Annotated in this window: 16 protein-coding genes; 9 read left to right on the forward strand and 7 right to left on the reverse strand. The window is 66.4% G+C overall.

The features are described 5' to 3' along the window. The first annotated feature begins 4 nt into the window (after positions 1-4). The 3 genes from gor to HL666_RS31420 all read left to right on the forward strand — a co-directional run bounded on the left by gor (position 5) and on the right by HL666_RS31420 (position 3623). Complete coding sequence (gor, locus tag HL666_RS31410; protein ID WP_172185416.1) at positions 5-1390, forward strand: glutathione-disulfide reductase; 1386 nt, start codon at positions 5-7, stop codon at positions 1388-1390. Between the two features lie 151 nt (positions 1391-1541). Then, on the forward strand, positions 1542-2300 hold the full coding sequence (locus HL666_RS31415; protein ID WP_172185418.1) for a DUF4336 domain-containing protein: 759 nt from the start codon (positions 1542-1544) through the stop codon (positions 2298-2300). A 105-nt stretch (positions 2301-2405) separates the two neighbouring features. Continuing rightward, positions 2406-3623, forward strand: a complete 1218-nt coding sequence (locus tag HL666_RS31420; protein WP_172185420.1) for a caspase family protein — start codon at positions 2406-2408, stop codon at positions 3621-3623. A gap of 59 nt (positions 3624-3682) precedes the next feature. Here the strand turns inward: HL666_RS31420 and HL666_RS31425 are convergent, their stop codons facing one another. The 3 genes from HL666_RS31425 to HL666_RS31435 all read right to left on the reverse strand — a co-directional run bounded on the left by HL666_RS31425 (position 3683) and on the right by HL666_RS31435 (position 4800). After that, on the reverse strand, positions 3683-3889 hold the full coding sequence (locus HL666_RS31425; protein WP_172134343.1) for a hypothetical protein: 207 nt from the start codon (positions 3887-3889) through the stop codon (positions 3683-3685). A 180-nt stretch (positions 3890-4069) separates the two neighbouring features. Further along, entirely contained in the window at positions 4070-4480 is a 411-nt protein-coding gene (locus HL666_RS31430; protein ID WP_172185422.1) for an SRPBCC family protein, read from the reverse strand. After that, positions 4477-4800 carry an ArsR/SmtB family transcription factor gene (locus HL666_RS31435; protein ID WP_172113429.1) on the reverse strand — a complete coding sequence of 108 codons (324 nt, stop codon included), beginning with the start codon at positions 4798-4800 and terminating at the stop codon, positions 4477-4479. The genes HL666_RS31430 and HL666_RS31435 overlap by 4 nt, the downstream gene beginning before the upstream one ends. A gap of 209 nt (positions 4801-5009) precedes the next feature. On the opposite strand from HL666_RS31435, the gene HL666_RS31440 reads away from it, so the two are divergent. Both HL666_RS31440 and HL666_RS31445 read left to right on the forward strand, forming a co-directional pair. Then, positions 5010-5189 (forward strand): hypothetical protein, encoded by a 180-nt coding sequence (locus tag HL666_RS31440; protein WP_172185424.1) that lies wholly within the window; start codon positions 5010-5012, stop codon positions 5187-5189. Between the two features lie 39 nt (positions 5190-5228). Beyond that, positions 5229-5957 (forward strand): sulfite exporter TauE/SafE family protein, encoded by a 729-nt coding sequence (locus HL666_RS31445; protein ID WP_172134341.1) that lies wholly within the window; start codon positions 5229-5231, stop codon positions 5955-5957. A gap of 129 nt (positions 5958-6086) precedes the next feature. Here HL666_RS31445 and HL666_RS31450 read toward each other — a convergent pair whose 3' ends face one another. Then, on the reverse strand, positions 6087-6530 hold the full coding sequence (locus HL666_RS31450) for a metallophosphoesterase family protein (RefSeq protein WP_246740054.1): 444 nt from the start codon (positions 6528-6530) through the stop codon (positions 6087-6089). A 521-nt stretch (positions 6531-7051) separates the two neighbouring features. Next, a complete protein-coding gene (locus HL666_RS31455; RefSeq protein WP_311976751.1) occupies positions 7052-7927 on the reverse strand; it encodes an alpha/beta hydrolase family protein in 876 nt (291 codons plus the stop codon). Positions 7928-8100: 173 nt separating this feature from the next. On the opposite strand from HL666_RS31455, the gene HL666_RS31460 reads away from it, so the two are divergent. The 3 genes from HL666_RS31460 to HL666_RS31470 are packed head-to-tail and all read left to right on the forward strand — an operon-like array spanning position 8101 to position 11207. Beyond that, on the forward strand, positions 8101-9489 hold the full coding sequence (locus HL666_RS31460; protein WP_172185426.1) for a class II 3-deoxy-7-phosphoheptulonate synthase: 1389 nt from the start codon (positions 8101-8103) through the stop codon (positions 9487-9489). Beyond that, positions 9489-9842 (forward strand): diacylglycerol kinase, encoded by a 354-nt coding sequence (locus HL666_RS31465; protein WP_172113434.1) that lies wholly within the window; start codon positions 9489-9491, stop codon positions 9840-9842. Before HL666_RS31460 ends, HL666_RS31465 begins: the two co-directional genes overlap by 1 nt. Positions 9843-9854: 12 nt before the next feature. Beyond that, a complete protein-coding gene (locus HL666_RS31470) occupies positions 9855-11207 on the forward strand; it encodes a nitrilase-related carbon-nitrogen hydrolase (RefSeq protein WP_172185428.1) in 1353 nt (450 codons plus the stop codon). 23 nt (positions 11208-11230) lie between these two features. On the opposite strand, the gene HL666_RS31475 is transcribed toward HL666_RS31470, so the two are convergent. Then, a complete protein-coding gene (locus tag HL666_RS31475; protein WP_172185430.1) occupies positions 11231-12388 on the reverse strand; it encodes a DUF2865 domain-containing protein in 1158 nt (385 codons plus the stop codon). A 153-nt stretch (positions 12389-12541) separates the two neighbouring features. Then, the gene (locus HL666_RS31480; protein ID WP_172134337.1) at positions 12542-12850 is read right to left on the reverse strand and encodes a hypothetical protein; all 309 of its coding nucleotides are present in this window, start codon (positions 12848-12850) and stop codon (positions 12542-12544) included. Between the two features lie 388 nt (positions 12851-13238). Here HL666_RS31480 and cysS point away from each other — a divergent pair, with 388 nt between their 5' ends. After that, positions 13239-14648: a cysteine--tRNA ligase gene (gene cysS / locus HL666_RS31485; protein ID WP_172185432.1), complete on the forward strand. Its 1410-nt coding sequence runs from the start codon at positions 13239-13241 to the stop codon at positions 14646-14648. Positions 14649-14750 lie beyond the last annotated feature (102 nt).

Genomic DNA, 14750 nt, shown 5'->3' on the forward strand with positions numbered 1-14750 from the left:
AGAGATGGCTGAATTCGACGTCGACCTGTTCGTGATCGGTGGCGGCTCGGGTGGCGTGCGCGCCGCCCGCATCGCGGCGGGCTATGGCGCCCGCGTGATGGTGGCCGAGGAATACCGCATGGGCGGCACCTGCGTGATCCGCGGCTGCGTGCCCAAGAAGCTGTTCGTGATCGGCTCGCATGTCCGCCAGGAGATCGCCGATGCCGCCGGCTTCGGCTGGACGATCCCGGCCGCGACCTTCGACTGGCCGACGCTGATCAGGAACAAGGACAAGGAGATCGCGCGGCTCGAGGCGGCCTACACCGCCAATGTCGAGAAGTCGGGCGCCCGAATCGTCAAGACCCGTGCAACGATCGAGGATGCGCACACCGTGCGGCTCGCCACCGGCGAGACGGTGCGCGCGAAATATATCCTGATCGCTACCGGCGGCGCGCCCAACCACGGCACGCCGATCCCCGGCATCGAGCACGTCATCTCGTCCAACGAGGCGTTCCATCTCGACGAGCTGCCGCGCCGGATCGTGATCCAGGGCGGCGGCTACATCGCGCTCGAATTCGCCTGCATCTTCGCCAATTTCGGCTCGGACGTGACGGTCGTCTATCGCGGCGACAACATCCTGCGCGGCTTCGACGAGGACGTCCGCAAGCATGTCCGCGCGGAGATGGAGAAGGAAGGCATCACCATCCTGACCGGCTGCACGGTGTCGAGCGTCGACAAGCACGGCAAGGACTACACCACGCATCTGTCGAACGGCTCCAGCATCGCCTCCGACAAGGTGATGTTCGCGATCGGCCGTCATCCGGCGGTCGCCAATCTCGGCCTGGAGAAGGCCGGCGTCGCCATCAATCCGCGCAACGGCGGCATCGCGGTCGACGCGTTTTCGCAGAGCTCGGTGCCGAGCATCTATGCGATCGGCGACGTCACTCATCGCTTCAACCTGACGCCGGTCGCGATCCGCGAGGGCCATGCCTTCGCCGACACTGTGTTCGGCGGCAAGAGCGTGCGCGTCGATCACGCCGACATCCCGACCGCCGTGTTCTGCCAGCCTGAAGTGGGCACCGTCGGCCTGACCGAGACCCAGGCGCGCGAGATGTACGACCGCGTCGACATCTACAAGACCAGTTTCCGCCCGATCAAGGCGACGATGTCCGGCCGCGATACCCGCGTGCTGATGAAGCTCGTGGTCGACGGCGCGAGCGACCGCGTGCTCGGCTGCCACATCGTCGGCGACACGGCTGCCGAGATCACGCAGGCCGTCGCCATCGCCATCAAGATGAAGGCGACCAAGGCCGATTTCGACTCGACCGTCGCGCTGCATCCCTCCGCCGCCGAGGAACTGGTGACGATGCGCACCGTGACCGAGCGGCATGTGCGGCAGGCGGCGGAGTAGGGCCCAGCATCCGCGTCGCGGTGCATGCGCATCGCGCGTCGTGTTGATGCGCCACGCGATCGAGGTCTGGCAACGATCCGTGGCCGATCGGTTTCGTCTCAAGTTTGGAACCAATCGGCGACGATAGGGTTGGGCGCGGAGAGCGACCAGCATGTGCCGAGACGATTCTTTTGCGACCTATCCGCCGCTGAACACCCTGAAGCCTGTCGCCGACAACCTCTGGATCGTTGATGGGCCGGTCATCCGCTTCGGTGTGCCCGGACTCAAGTTTCCGTTTCCCACCCGCATGACCGTGGTGCGCTGCGCCTCCGGCGATCTGTTCATCCACTCGCCCACGCCGTTGACGCCGGCGCTGCGGGCCGAGATCGACCGGGAAGGCCGCGTGCGCGACATCATCGGTCCGAATCGCATCCACTATTGGTGGATCCCCGACTGGCAGGCGGACTTTCCCGACGCGGCGATCTATCTGGCGCCAGGCATTCGCGCGCAGGCGAAGGGCCGCATCGATTTCGAGAGCAGGCCGCTGGATCGCAGCACCGGCTATCCCTGGGACGATGAGATCGCGACCTTGCCCGTCGTCGGCAGCTACATGACGGAGGTCGTGTTCTTCCATCGCCCGTCGCGCACGCTGATCCTGACCGATCTGATGGAGAATTTCGAGCCGGCCAAGATCGGCGCCGGCTTGGCGCGCTACCTGAGCTGGATCGGGGGCGTCGGTCCGCCGCATGGCGGCCTGCCGCGCGATCTCCGGCTGACATTTACCTGGCGGCACCGACGCGAGTTGCGGGCGGCCGTGGAGACCATGCTTGGGTGGCACCCCGAGCGTATCGTGATCGCCCATGGCGCCTGGCACGAGGCTGACGGTACCGAGATCCTGCGCGAGGCATTCCGTTGGCTGCTGCGGCCTTGAATTGCCGGCCGGGCCTCGCGAGACCGGCCTTGGTGATGCCGTGCTTTTCTCCCTCTGCGACGGACGTATAAGCTCGTGCCATCGAGGTTGGCGCCAGGGGGACTGATGCGGCGATGGATGAGGCTTGTGCTGGCCGGATATAGCATGCTGATCCTTTGCAGCCCCGCGCTCGCCGATACCCGCATCGCGCTGGTCATCGGCAACTCGGCCTATCGAACGGTCAGCCGACTCGACAATCCCAAGCATGATGCGGCGCTGATGGCCGAGACCCTTCAGGGTCTCAGCTTCACGCTGGTCGGCGGCAGCGCGCAGCTCGATCTCGACGAGGCCGCGATGCGACGCGCGGTGCAGGAGTTCGGCGGCAAGGCGCGGGGCGCCGACGTGGCGCTGGTCTATTATGCGGGCCACGGCGTGCAGGTGCGCGGCGTCAACTATCTGGTGCCGGTCGACGCCAATCCGACGCGGGAGGCCGATGTCGACTTCCAGATGCTCGACGTCAACGTCGTGCTGCGGCAGATGGAGAGCGCGGGCACCAAGCTCAACCTCGTCATCCTCGATGCCTGCCGCAACAATCCGTTCGGCGGCCGCGGGCTGCGCGACGCCGGCAGCGGACTCGCGCAGATGCGCGCGCCCGAGGGCACGCTGATCTCGTTCGCGACCCAGCCCGGCAACGTCGCGCTCGATGGCCGCGACGGCAACAGTCCGTTCACGAAAGCCTTGGCCGAGACCATCCGGCGGCCCGGCCTCGACATCTTCAAGACCTTCAACCAGGTCGGCCTCGAGGTGAAGCGCGCCACTGCCGGCTCACAGCAGCCCTGGGTGTCGAGCTCGCCGGTCGATGGCGACTTCTTCTTCGCCGGCCAGACGTTCGCGCCGGCTTCCGCCACGCAGCCTGCCTCGTCCGATCCGGCCGAGCGCGCCTGGGCGGTGACGCAGAACACCACCAGCATCGCCGTGCTCGAGGATTTCGTGCGCCAGTTCGGCGCTACGCCCTATGGCTCGATGGCGCGGGCGCGGATCGAGGAGCTGAAGAAGACGCAGACCGCAACGCGTCCGGCCGAGTCGCCGACCGAGCGTGCGCAGGCCGTTCTGCCCAATCCGCATCTCGTGCCGCGCATGGTGAAGCGCAACGTCTCGCAGGGCTATCTCAACCTGCGCCGCGAGCCCGGACAGAAATCCGACGTCCTGACGCGCATCCCCGCCGGCGAGACTGCGATGGTCGGCGGCTGCGTGATGCCCGGCGACGGTGTCAGCCGGTTTCCGTCGTGTCGTGCGGTGTGGAACGGCGTCGTCGGCTGGGTGTCGGCGAACGGGCTGGATTAGGCGGTCTCGCGAGGCAGGGCAGCGCATGGCCGCGCGTTTGCCCGCCGACATCCTCAGGGCTAAGCCTTTGCTGTCCTCGTCAAATACGGCCGAGCAAACAGATAGAGCCCGGTTGCCAGCAGCACGATCAGCGGGACGAGCGCCAGCAGCCCGATCCAGAAGGCCGGCTGCGTCTGCGTCATCGCCGCGATGTTGATGATGACTCCGATGGTGAACGCGATCGACACCCAGCGATGCACCTGCCGGATCGCATTGGACCAATTCATCTGCTCCTCCTCATTATGACAATGCTGACGAATGCGCGAGATCTCTCCTCCGTCATTCCGGGGCGTGCGAAGCACGAGCCCGGAATCCATCAAGCGTCATTGACGCGGCCCGATGGATTCCGGGCTCGCCGCGCTGCGCGCGTCGCCCCGGAATGACGGCGGCGTTTTTGGTCGAGCAGCTCAGTCGAGCCGCACCAATGTCTGCTCCAACCCATCGAAGAATCTCGGCCAGCCGAAGCGCGCGCCCTGATAGGCGCGGGTCTGATCGGCGGCGAAGCCCGTCTGCTCCATGCGAAGATGCGTGCCGGTTGCCGTCGGCGTCAGCGTCCAGGTCACGACGCTGTCGAGGCCGAGCGCCTCCCAGCTGTAGGCCAGCGTCCTGTGCGGCTCGATGGTCACGACCTGGCAGTCGACGACGCCCCAATCCGCCTTCAGCTTGAAGCGGTGATCCACCTGCGGCACGAAATCATTCGCCATCAGCCACTCCGCGATCAGATGCGGCTGCGTCAACGCGTGCCAGAGTTTTTCCGGCGGATGTGCGAATTCGCGCTCGACGACGACGGTGCGGGTTTCGGGCGCAGCTGAGCTCATTGATCCATCCTGTTGAGCAGATTTTCCAGATCGTCGAACCGGCTTTCCCAGAACGTGGCCATGCGGCTGGTCCAGTCGAGCAGGGGCGCCAGCGCCTTCGGCTGCGCGCGGTAATGCGTCAGGCGGCCTTCGTGACGCTCGCGCACCAGGCCCGCCTGCCTGAGCACGCCGAGATGCTTCGAGACCGCCGGCTGCGATACGCCAGCCTTGGCCGTCAACGCGCCGACCGTCTGCTCGCCGTGCCGGCACAGCCCTTCGAAGATGGCGCGCCGGGTGGGATCGGCGAGCGAGCGGAACAGCAGGTCGGGCGAGCGCGGCATGAAATCCATAGCCTGTTGGTTATGGGTTAATTCATAACCGCTTGGTTATGGGTTTGTCAAACGGGGCTCGCGTGATTGCGGCGAAATGAGCTCAAGGTGATCTTCAGCACACAGCGGGAAATCCCGGCACACCTCATCCCCAGCTCGGGGGACGCTGAGGAGACGGCGGGCTGCTAGCAATCCGATACCACTTGCCGGAGACGTCGGACATGCAAGCCCATCAGGAGTCAACGCAGCGAAAGCCGATCACGCTGAAGCCGGCGCTCGGCGCCGCCGTCCTCGTCGGCTTCCTGGTCCTGCACATCGTCGCGATTGCGATTCTGCGAGGGGCTGACACGCCCGACGGAGCGTCGACGAAGCCGATGGCGACGCTTCAATCCATCGATTGACCACCACCCATTTTCAGCCTCATCAGCGGGAGCATTTCCATGCCCGGTTTCGGATCATTCTTGCTGCTCAGCGTCGCCGTGTTCTTCGGCGCCTTCGTCTCCGGCCTCGCCGGCTTTGCGTTTTCGGCCGTTGCCGGCGCGATCCTGTTGCACATGCTTCAGCCCTTGGAGGCGGTGCCGCTGATGATGGCGTGCAGCGTCGGCGTGCAGGCGACGAACCTCTGGGCCTTGCGCGCCAGCATCCGCTGGAGGGAGAGCTTCGTCCTGATCATCGGCGGGCTGCTCGGCGTGCCGCTGGCGCTGTGGCTGCTGCACAATGCCGACGCGCGCGTGTTTCAGCAGGTGTTCGGCATCACGATCGCGGTCTATGCCGCATACATGCTGTTCAAGCCCGCGCTCGGCAGCCTCCAGCCGATGAACCGAAGCCGCACCGCCATCGTCGGCTTCGGCGGCGGACTCATCGGCGGGCTCACGGCGATGCCGGGCGCGTTGCCGACGATCTGGTGCGAACTGCATGGCCTGCCAAAAACCGAGCAGCGCGGCCTCGTCCAGCCGTTCATCGCCGCGATCCAGATCGCCTCGCTGGCAGTGATGCTGGCCCGGCAGGATCTGTCGTCCAAGGTAATCATCGATCTCGCCTTGAGCGTTCCTGCGCTATTCGCCGGCACGGCGCTCGGCATCCTCGCTTTCCGCAAGGTCAATGATGCGCTGTTCAGGAAGATCATCCTGGGCATTCTGCTGGTGTCGGGGCTGTTGCTCGTGGTCTGACGCGGAGGCGACATTGCTTATCGGGCATCGCGAACGATGACAGCCGATCAATCCACCCATCCCGTCGCAATGGCGCTAGCCCAGTCAGGCCGTCCGCCGTCGCGTGAGAGCGCGGCCATTCGCGTCGGATCATAAGGCACGTAGCGAAAGGTCACGGACCAGCGCCCGAGCCGGCGCTCGGCGATCGTATAAACAGGCGTCGGGCGTGCCGGTCTCCACGTGATAGCGCTTCGGCGTGGAGATCCTGTAGCCGAGCAGCCCGACGCTGCCGGGATTGACGACCAGCCGGCCATCGCTGAGCCGGACGATGCGTGGAAGATGGCCGTGCCCGCACAGGATCAGCGAGGCGTCGATGCCGGCGACCCGCGCTTCGATGCTGACAAGATTGCTTGGACGCGATGTTCCATCCTCCATGATCTGTTCGAGCCAGAATGCTGCATCGTCGTCCGGCGCGGCGTGGCACAGGAACACCTCATCGCAATACAGCAGGGTCGCCGGCTGCGCCGCCAGCCATGCAACGTGCTCTTGCCGGAGCGCGCATACGTCAAGCCTGAGGTGCTGATGAACGAGCACTGCACCTGATCTCTCCGAGCGGCTGAAATTTTACTTTACGAATATCAGAAATCATGCTCTATTGCGGATATCCCGCCTCACTCGGAAGGGGCGTTGCGCGCGATCGTCACGACACGCGAGGCGGGGAGCGATGGCCGCGAGGGAGCCGCAGCGTGTCCTTGTGATGCGCGGACGAACGGCTTGGCGCGGACGTGAAGTCGCAGCGTGCCGACACCCCGACGCTGGTGTCACGTTCGCGACGGCGCTTGAGGCGCCGCGCGGATCATGGTGGCCAGAAAGCCCGGCGCACCAGGCAGACTGCGTATAAGCGTTAAGACTGTCGCGCAGGGAATGCCGGTTGATCGGCTGCACCTGTGGTACCTGCCGCCTGCATTTTTTTCGCAGGCGGGCCATGGGTGAGGCCTTCACCCGGCATTCCCTGCGCCCTCCGACCTCTCGGAGGGCGAACGACGGCAGCACAGCTCGGGCACGACCTGCCGCGGGAGCGCGCGCTCATGGGCAACGACCAACCGGCCGACGCATCACGTTGCGAGCAGCCACTTCGTCGCGCTGCGCCACAGCGTGTCGCGATGCGCCGGGCGGAAGAAACCGATGTGGCCGATCGCGGACGCGCCGACGTCCTGCGGCGCGATGCTGAGCAGCTCCGGCCGCGTGCCCGTATAGCCGGCGCACAACAGCTCGACCGCGGGCTGCGTGGCCCAGGGATCGTCGGCGAGGCACAGCGCCCGCACCGGGCTCTTGAAATTGGCGTAGTTCGCAAGGCCTGGCAGCGATGCGTCGTCGAACAAATAGCGCGGGCTCATGATCCAGCGCACCCATTGCAGGAACACGCCCTTCGGCAGGTCCTCGCCGACGCCGCTCCAGCCGGGCGTGTAGCCGAGGGCATGCGTCAGCGGCACGCCGACGCCGTTCAGCATCGTCACCACGCGCCAGCGCTCGCCGGGCGCCATCAGCTTCCAATAGCCCGCCTGGGACGCGATGAAGAGTGCGCGCGACACCTCCGTGTTGTTGCTGAGCAGGCCGAGCGTCTGGCCGCCGAAGGAGTGTCCGACATAGCGCAGCGGCAATGCGGCATAGTACTCGCGCATCCAGTTCACTGCGCCGGTGATGTCGAACGCCGCCCAATCGGTCATCGATGCCGCGAAGCCTCGGAGGGAGCGGGGGCGGCTGCCGCCGATGCCGCGATAATCATAGGTCAGAACCGCGCAGCCCTGCTCGGCGAGATGGGCCGCGAAGCCGCGATAGATCCGGCGCGGGATCGCCGCCCCGGAATTGATCAGCACGGCATGGACGGGTGTGCCGCGCGGCATGAACAGGGTGCCGGCCAGCGCGAAGCCGTCGGCGGCGGGAAAGGTCAGATCCTCAGTCAGAACGCCATCGGCTCCGGTCTCGCCCACGCCTCGTTCTCCCGTCGTTGGCCGGGCCGTAGCAAAGTCAAATTCGGCTTGCGGTGCAAGCCCTTGTGTCAGCGACTTAAATTCCAAGTGGCGGCGCGGGGGCAGGCTGTGTATAAGGCGGCGCGCCGCTGCGGGGGAATAAGCGTGCGGTTGCCGAGAGGGAGTAGAGAGCCATGACGGAGCGCTGGAGCCCGGAGAGCTGGCGGTCCAAGCCGGTGCAGCAGGTGCCTGACTATCCCGACCAGAAGGCGCTGGCCGAGGTCGAGGCGCAGCTTTCGACCTTCCCGCCGCTGGTGTTCGCTGGCGAGGCGCGCAACCTGAAGAAATCCCTGGCGCGGGTCGCAGCCGGCGAGGCGTTCCTGCTGCAGGGCGGCGACTGCGCCGAGAGCTTTGCCGAGCACGGCGCCAACAACATCCGCGACTTCTTCCGCGTGCTGCTGCAGATGGCGGTGGTCATGACCTATGCCGGCGCGGTGCCTGTGGTGAAGGTCGGCCGCATCGCCGGCCAGTTCGCCAAGCCGCGCTCGTCGCCCACCGAGAAGCTGAACGGCGTCGAGCTGCCGAGCTATCGCGGCGACATCGTCAACGACACCGCTTTCACGCCGGAGGCGCGCATCCCCAATCCGCAGCGCCAGCTCGACGCCTATCGGCAGTCGGCCGCGACCTTGAACCTGCTGCGCGCGTTCGCCACCGGCGGCTTCGCCAATCTCGGCAGCGTGCACCAGTGGATGCTCGGCTTCGTCAAGGACAGTCCGCAGTCGCGCCGCTACAAGGAGCTGGCCGACCGCATCTCCGAGGCGCTCAACTTCATGCGCGCCTGCGGCCTCGATCTCGAGAGCCATCCCGAGCTGCGCGCCACCGACTTCTACACCAGCCACGAGGCGCTGCTGCTCGGCTATGAGCAGGCCTTCACCCGCGTCGATTCGACGACGGGCGACTGGTACGCGACCTCAGGGCATTTCATCTGGATCGGCGACCGCACCCGCCAGCTCGATCACGGCCATGTCGAGTATTTCCGCGGCATCAAGAACCCGATCGGCCTGAAATGCGGCCCGTCGCTGAAGCCGGACGAACTGATCAAGCTGATCGACATTCTCAACCCCGACAACGAGCCGGGCCGGCTGACCCTGATCAACCGCTTCGGTGCCGACAAGGTCGGCGATCATCTGCCGGGGCTGATCCGCGCGGTGCAGCGGGAGGGGCGCAAGGTGGTGTGGTCGTGCGATCCGATGCACGGCAACACCATCACCTCGAACTCGGGCTACAAGACCCGGCCGTTTGATCGCATCGTATCGGAGGTCCGCGCCTTCTTCGCGGTGCATGCCGCCGAGGGCACCCATGCCGGCGGCATTCATCTGGAGATGACCGGCAAGGACGTCACCGAATGCATCGGCGGCGCGCGCGCGATCACTGACGAGGATCTCAACGACCGCTATCACACGGTGTGCGATCCCCGGCTGAACGCCGAGCAGTCGATCGACATGGCGTTCCTGATCGCTGAGCTGTTGAAGCAGCAGCGCGGCGGCAAGTCGTCGCCGATTCCGGCGGTCGCGGGCTTCTGATGCTGCGAATCTGGCGCGCGACGCTCAACTCGCGCAATGGTCTTTCCTTCGCGCTCCGCTCCGAGCAGGCGGTGCGCGAGGAGGTGATCGCCTTCGTACTGTCGCTGCCGCTCGCCTACGTCGTCGGCGCGACGCCGATGCGCAGCGTCGAGCTGGTCTGCGCCGTGATGCTGGTGCTGGTGGTCGAATTGCTCAACACCGCGATCGAGAAGCTCGCCGATCGCCTGACCACCGAGCATGACCTGCAGATCGGCCGGGTCAAGGATCTCGGCTCGGCCGCCGTCGGCGTCGCGCTGCTGATGTCCGGCGGCTTCTGGCTGTTCGCGATCGCCGAGCGCCTCGGGCTTTTGTGAACGAGTCGCGCGATGGCCGCTGATAGCTTCCGGATCACGCTGGCCCAGCTGAACCCGACCGCGGGCGATGTCGCGGGCAATGCGGCAAAGGCGCGCCAGGCGCGCGCCAAGGCCGCAGCCGACGGCGCCGATCTGGTGGTTCTGCCGGAGCTGTTCATCGCCGGCGGCTCTACGCAGGAGCTGACGTCGAGCGTCCAGGCCGACTGCCGCGGCGCCGTCGAAGCTCTGGCGCGTGAGACCGCTGATGGCGGACCGGTGGTGCTGATCGGCACGCCGTGGCTCGAAGACGGCAAGCTCTCCAACGCCTGCGCGCTGCTTGATGCTGGCCGCGTGACTGCGACGCGCTTCAAGACCAATCTGCCGGGTGATCAGAAGCGGCTGTTCGTGCGTGGCCCCGCGGCCGGCCCGATCAGCGTGCGCGGCGTGCGTATCGGCGTCGCGATCGGCGAGGACATCTGGCCCGAGCAGCCCTCCGACGACAACGTCGTCGAGACGCTGGCCGAGACCGGCGCCGAACTGATCATGGTCGCGGCCGCTGCGCGCTATATCCGCGGCGACGGTGACCGGCGGCTGTCGGCGGCCGTGGCGCGCGTCACCGAAAGCGACCTGCCGCTGCTCTGGCTCAATCAGACCGGCGGCTACGACGGCGAGGTGTTCGACGGCGCGTCCTTCGCGCTCAACGCCGATCTCTCGATCGCCGCTCAGTTGCCGGGCTTCGTCGAGCATGTGACCACGCTGACATGGCGCAGGGGAGATGACGGCTGGCAGTGCAGCGGGCCGGTCGCCGAGCTGATCGAGGGCGACGAGGCGGACTATGCGGCCCTTGTGCTCCGCCTGCGCGACCGCGTCGGCAAGGCAGGCTTCAGGGGTGCGATAATGGGCCTGGAGGCAGGCACCGAATCCGCGCTGTCACTGGCCCTGGCCGTCGATGCACTCGGAGCGGACAAGATTCGCGCCGTGCTGCTGTCCGGGCCGGACACGCCGCAGCGGCTGCGGGACGAGGCGATCGCGTCCGCGGCGCTGCTCGGCGTGGCCGCCGAGATCATGCCGATCGCGGCGGCCATCGAAGGCGTTGAAAAGACCCTGACTGGCCCGCTGCCGGACGATGCCCACCGTGATCTGCTGGCGCGGCTCCGCGGCACGTTGCTTGCGGCACTGGCGAATCAATCGGGCGCGCTTGCCGTCGATGCCAGCGGCGAGATCGCCGGCCGGCGGGGCATCTTCGCTGCGCTCGGCAACATCACCTCGGCGCAGGCTGTTCGCCTGGCCGTGCTGCGCAATCGCTGGACACCTGCGGACGCGCGCGGGCCGTCGGGTGAGGTGATCTTGCCCGATCTCATCGCCCGCGCTGAGATCGAAGGATGATGCAGATGACCCGGCGAGACTGCTCAGCGCGCCGGGATGAAGGTCGGGCCGACCGTGCGGATCTGCTTGTCGCCGCCGGCGCCGGTCGTGGTGTCGGCGGTCGTGGTTGCCGGAGCCGCATCTGCGGGCGCAGCGCCTTTCTTGCCGGCGACAGGCTTGCCGGTCTGGCGCTGCTGCATCCGCTTGGCGCTCTCCTCGGTGACGATGATGTCACCCTGCTCGGCGGCCGAGGCCCTCTCGTCGATCGACTTCAGCGCATCCGCCCAGGTCTGGCCTGGCGCCTTGCACGAGCAGGATGGGTTGAACTCGGTGCGATATTTGAACGCGTTCGGCAGCGCGGTGTACGACTGGCCGTTGACCGACACCGCCTGGTTCATGTCCTCGCCGGGATTGCGATAGGTGAACAAGGTCGCATCGGCGGCGGGGCATTGCGCCTTGCAGGCGCGCTCGTCATCGGCGAAGCGGCCGGGAACGGTGGCAAACGAGATCGGGAAATAGGCGCCGTCGCAGGTGCGCACGCAGACGGTGCGGTAGGTGCCCTGCGGGGCGGCGAGATCGGCGCTCGGCGGCGGCAGCGAGGCCGCCGGGTTGCTGTCGGCGCCGCCACCGAACAAGCTGGTCAGGAAATTGCCGCCGGCGTTTCCGCCGCCACCACGATTCGCATATTGCTGGTACTGCGGCCCGCAATTGTTCTGTCCGAGCGCGGCCAGCACCGAGCGACGCTGGTTGTCGCGTTCGCCGCCGAACCCGCCGCCGCGCAGCCGCTCCAGGCTGCCGGTGATCTGGTCCAGATTGGAGCGCATCTGCTGGATCTGATTGTTGACCGGTTGGCATTCGGCCGCGCGACCGTTGAAGATCGAGAAGAAACCGGGGCTGTCGCAGCCCATGCGCTTGGCCTGCATGCTGACTCGGTCGAGCTCGGCCTGCTGCTTGGCGGCAGCGTCCTGATAGCGCCGAATCTGGTCCTCGCGTGCCGGATCGCCGCCGCCACCGCCACGGTCGATCGAGGCGAGCTGAGCCTCGAGACGCGGACAGATCGGATTGACGCCGGCCTGCGGCTGACCCGGGGCCATCTGCGCGTAGGAATCGGAGCTGGATTGCGCCAGGGCGTGCGAGCCGGTCAGGGTCAGTCCGAGCAGCGCGGTGCAGGCCAACAGGCGCGGAGACAGGGATGCGATCAAGATGCGGTATTCCGGTCCATGGGTGCTGCCGCGGGACGAGCACAGAATTCGGAAAAATCGCGGCAGCGGCGCGCATCCCATAGCCGCTTTGTCGGGCAGCGTCACGTCGATTCCGGGGCGCCGGCGTGGCGGGAACAGTCGTTCCCGGGGCCGTCAGCGCTGGCAGGTGATCGCGACATACTCGCTGCAGCCCCCATGAGCGCAGTTCGCGCCGGCTTTCGGCACCGAACCGGTGATCTCGTCGGGGTCGACGCGGCGGTAGGAGGAGGCCTGTGCAAAATCCCGTGATTGGCAGTAGGAGCGGGCGGCCGGGGCGCCGCATTTGTCGCCCTTGGCCAGGCACTGGTCGACGCCATAGCCGTCGGCTTCGTTGGCGATGATGAAGATTCGGCTCTCTGCCGAGGCGGTGGTCGCGGCGGCGAGGAGGACACAGCAGGCGAGCAGGCCCGAGGAGAAGCGCATGGTGCACCGGTCGATGATGGCTACAACTCACGGTTAGGCCAAAAAGGTTAAAAATGATTAACCATGAGGCAGGGCGGGACGATTTGGGCGGTGAAAGCGGCCGATTTGCGGCTCTTGACGGCAACATCCCGCTGCATCATGGTGAAACCCATGAACGGTTTCCTCGCCATCTGCTGCATTTGCCGCGAGATTACGCGCTAGCGATTCGCTGGCTGAGGCCGTCTTTTCTCAACAGAGATGATCAGGACGCCCGGCCGGCAGGTCGGAAGCGTGCTGTTTGCCGTGGCCGCCCGTCTTCGGGCCGTCATCTGGCGGAGGACACCCGTTGCGTCTCGCTTGGCGAGACGCGGGCACAGGCATTCGGGACTGAGGCATTCGGGGACTGACCATGGACTTGCGTTTGTACGACACCGCGTCGCGGGAGAAGCGCCCCTTCGTGCCGCTCGATCCGAACAATGTCCGCATGTATGTCTGCGGACCGACGGTCTACGACTTCGCCCATATCGGCAATGCGCGGCCCGTGATCGTCTTCGACGTGCTGTTTCGTCTGCTGCGGCATCTCTATGGCAAGGATCACGTCACCTATGTCCGCAACATCACGGACGTCGACGACAAGATCAATGCGCGGGCCGCCCGTGACTATCCGGGGCTGCCGCTGAACGAGGCGATTCGGAAGGTCACCGAGGTCACAGCCAATCAGTTTCGCAGCGACACCGCTGCGCTCGGCAGCCTGCCGCCGACCTTCGAGCCGCGCGCGACCGATTTCGTATTGCCGCGCGCCGACGGCAAGGCCGACATGGTGACGTTGATCCAGCAGCTCATCGCGCGCGGGCATGCCTATGAGGCTGCGGGCGAGGTTCTGTTCGATACCCGATCGATGCCGGACTATGGCGCGCTGTCAGGCCGCAAGCTCGACGAACAGCTCGCCGGCGCCCGCGTCGCGGTCGATGCGCACAAGAAGGATGCAGCCGATTTCGTGCTATGGAAGCAGTCGTCCGATGACGAGCCCGGCTGGGACAGCCCGTGGGGCCGCGGCCGTCCCGGCTGGCACATCGAATGCTCGGCGATGAGCGCGGCCTATCTCGGTGACGTCTTCGACATCCATGGCGGCGGTCTCGACCTGATTTTCCCGCATCACGAGAATGAGATCGCGCAGTCGCGCTGCGCCCATGGCACTTCCGTCATGGCGAACTACTGGCTGCACAACGAGTTCGTCCAGGTCGAGGGTGCGAAGATGTCGAAGAGCCTCGGCAACTTCGTCACCATCCGCGACCTGCTGGCGGACTGGCCGGGCGAGGTGCTGCGCCTCAACATGCTCAAGATGCACTACCGCTCGCCGGCTGATTGGACGGTCAAGGGCCTGGAGGAGAGTGCGAAGACGCTCGACGAATGGTATCGCGTCGCGGCCGATGCGTCCGGCGAGCAGCCTGAGCCCGCGGTCATCGCCGCGCTGCTGGACGACGTCAATACGCCGCTGATGATCGCGGAGCTGCACGCGTTGCGCGGACGGGCGTCGTCCGGGGATGACGCCGCTCGCGCCGCATTTGCCGGCTCGTTGCGCTATTTCGGCTTTCTGTCCGAAACAGCGGCGCAATGGGAGGCGCGCAAGCAGCAGGCGCGTGGCGTCGACGCTGGCAAGGTCGATGGCCTGATCGCCGAGCGCACCGCCGCCCGTGCGCGCAAGGACTTCAAGGAGTCCGACCGCATTCGCGATGAGCTCGCGGCGATGGGCGTCGTGCTCAAGGATGGCAAGGGCGCCGACGGCAAGCCGGTCACGACCTGGGAGATCGCGCGATGAAGAGGCCCGATACGCCGTTCCCGCGGCACTGGCTGTACTACATCCTGCTCAAGCTCGCGGTGATCGCAGGCGCGGTTGCATTGGTCACGAAGCTTTATGGAC

Origin of the sequence: Bradyrhizobium aeschynomenes (genome assembly GCF_013178945.1) — a bacterium.
GTDB lineage: Bacteria > Pseudomonadota > Alphaproteobacteria > Rhizobiales > Xanthobacteraceae > Bradyrhizobium > Bradyrhizobium aeschynomenes.

Bases quoted from the DNA above. Each gene is read 5' to 3' on its own strand.
- gor (WP_172185416.1), top strand. From the start codon at position 5: ATGGCTGAATTCGACGTCGACCTGTTCGTGATCGGTGGCGGCTCGGGT.
- HL666_RS31425 (WP_172134343.1), bottom strand. From the start codon at position 3,889: ATGAATTGGTCCAATGCGATCCGGCAGGTGCATCGCTGGGTGTCGATC.
- HL666_RS31440 (WP_172185424.1), top strand. From the start codon at position 5,010: ATGCAAGCCCATCAGGAGTCAACGCAGCGAAAGCCGATCACGCTGAAG.
- cysS (WP_172185432.1), top strand. From the start codon at position 13,239: ATGGACTTGCGTTTGTACGACACCGCGTCGCGGGAGAAGCGCCCCTTC.
- HL666_RS31480 (WP_172134337.1), bottom strand. From the start codon at position 12,850: ATGCGCTTCTCCTCGGGCCTGCTCGCCTGCTGTGTCCTCCTCGCCGCC.
- HL666_RS31445 (WP_172134341.1), top strand. From the start codon at position 5,229: ATGCCCGGTTTCGGATCATTCTTGCTGCTCAGCGTCGCCGTGTTCTTC.
- HL666_RS31430 (WP_172185422.1), bottom strand. From the start codon at position 4,480: ATGAGCTCAGCTGCGCCCGAAACCCGCACCGTCGTCGTCGAGCGCGAA.
- HL666_RS31415 (WP_172185418.1), top strand. From the start codon at position 1,542: ATGTGCCGAGACGATTCTTTTGCGACCTATCCGCCGCTGAACACCCTG.
- HL666_RS31470 (WP_172185428.1), top strand. From the start codon at position 9,855: ATGGCCGCTGATAGCTTCCGGATCACGCTGGCCCAGCTGAACCCGACC.
- HL666_RS31460 (WP_172185426.1), top strand. From the start codon at position 8,101: ATGACGGAGCGCTGGAGCCCGGAGAGCTGGCGGTCCAAGCCGGTGCAG.
- HL666_RS31420 (WP_172185420.1), top strand. From the start codon at position 2,406: ATGCGGCGATGGATGAGGCTTGTGCTGGCCGGATATAGCATGCTGATC.
- HL666_RS31465 (WP_172113434.1), top strand. From the start codon at position 9,489: ATGCTGCGAATCTGGCGCGCGACGCTCAACTCGCGCAATGGTCTTTCC.
- HL666_RS31435 (WP_172113429.1), bottom strand. From the start codon at position 4,800: ATGCCGCGCTCGCCCGACCTGCTGTTCCGCTCGCTCGCCGATCCCACC.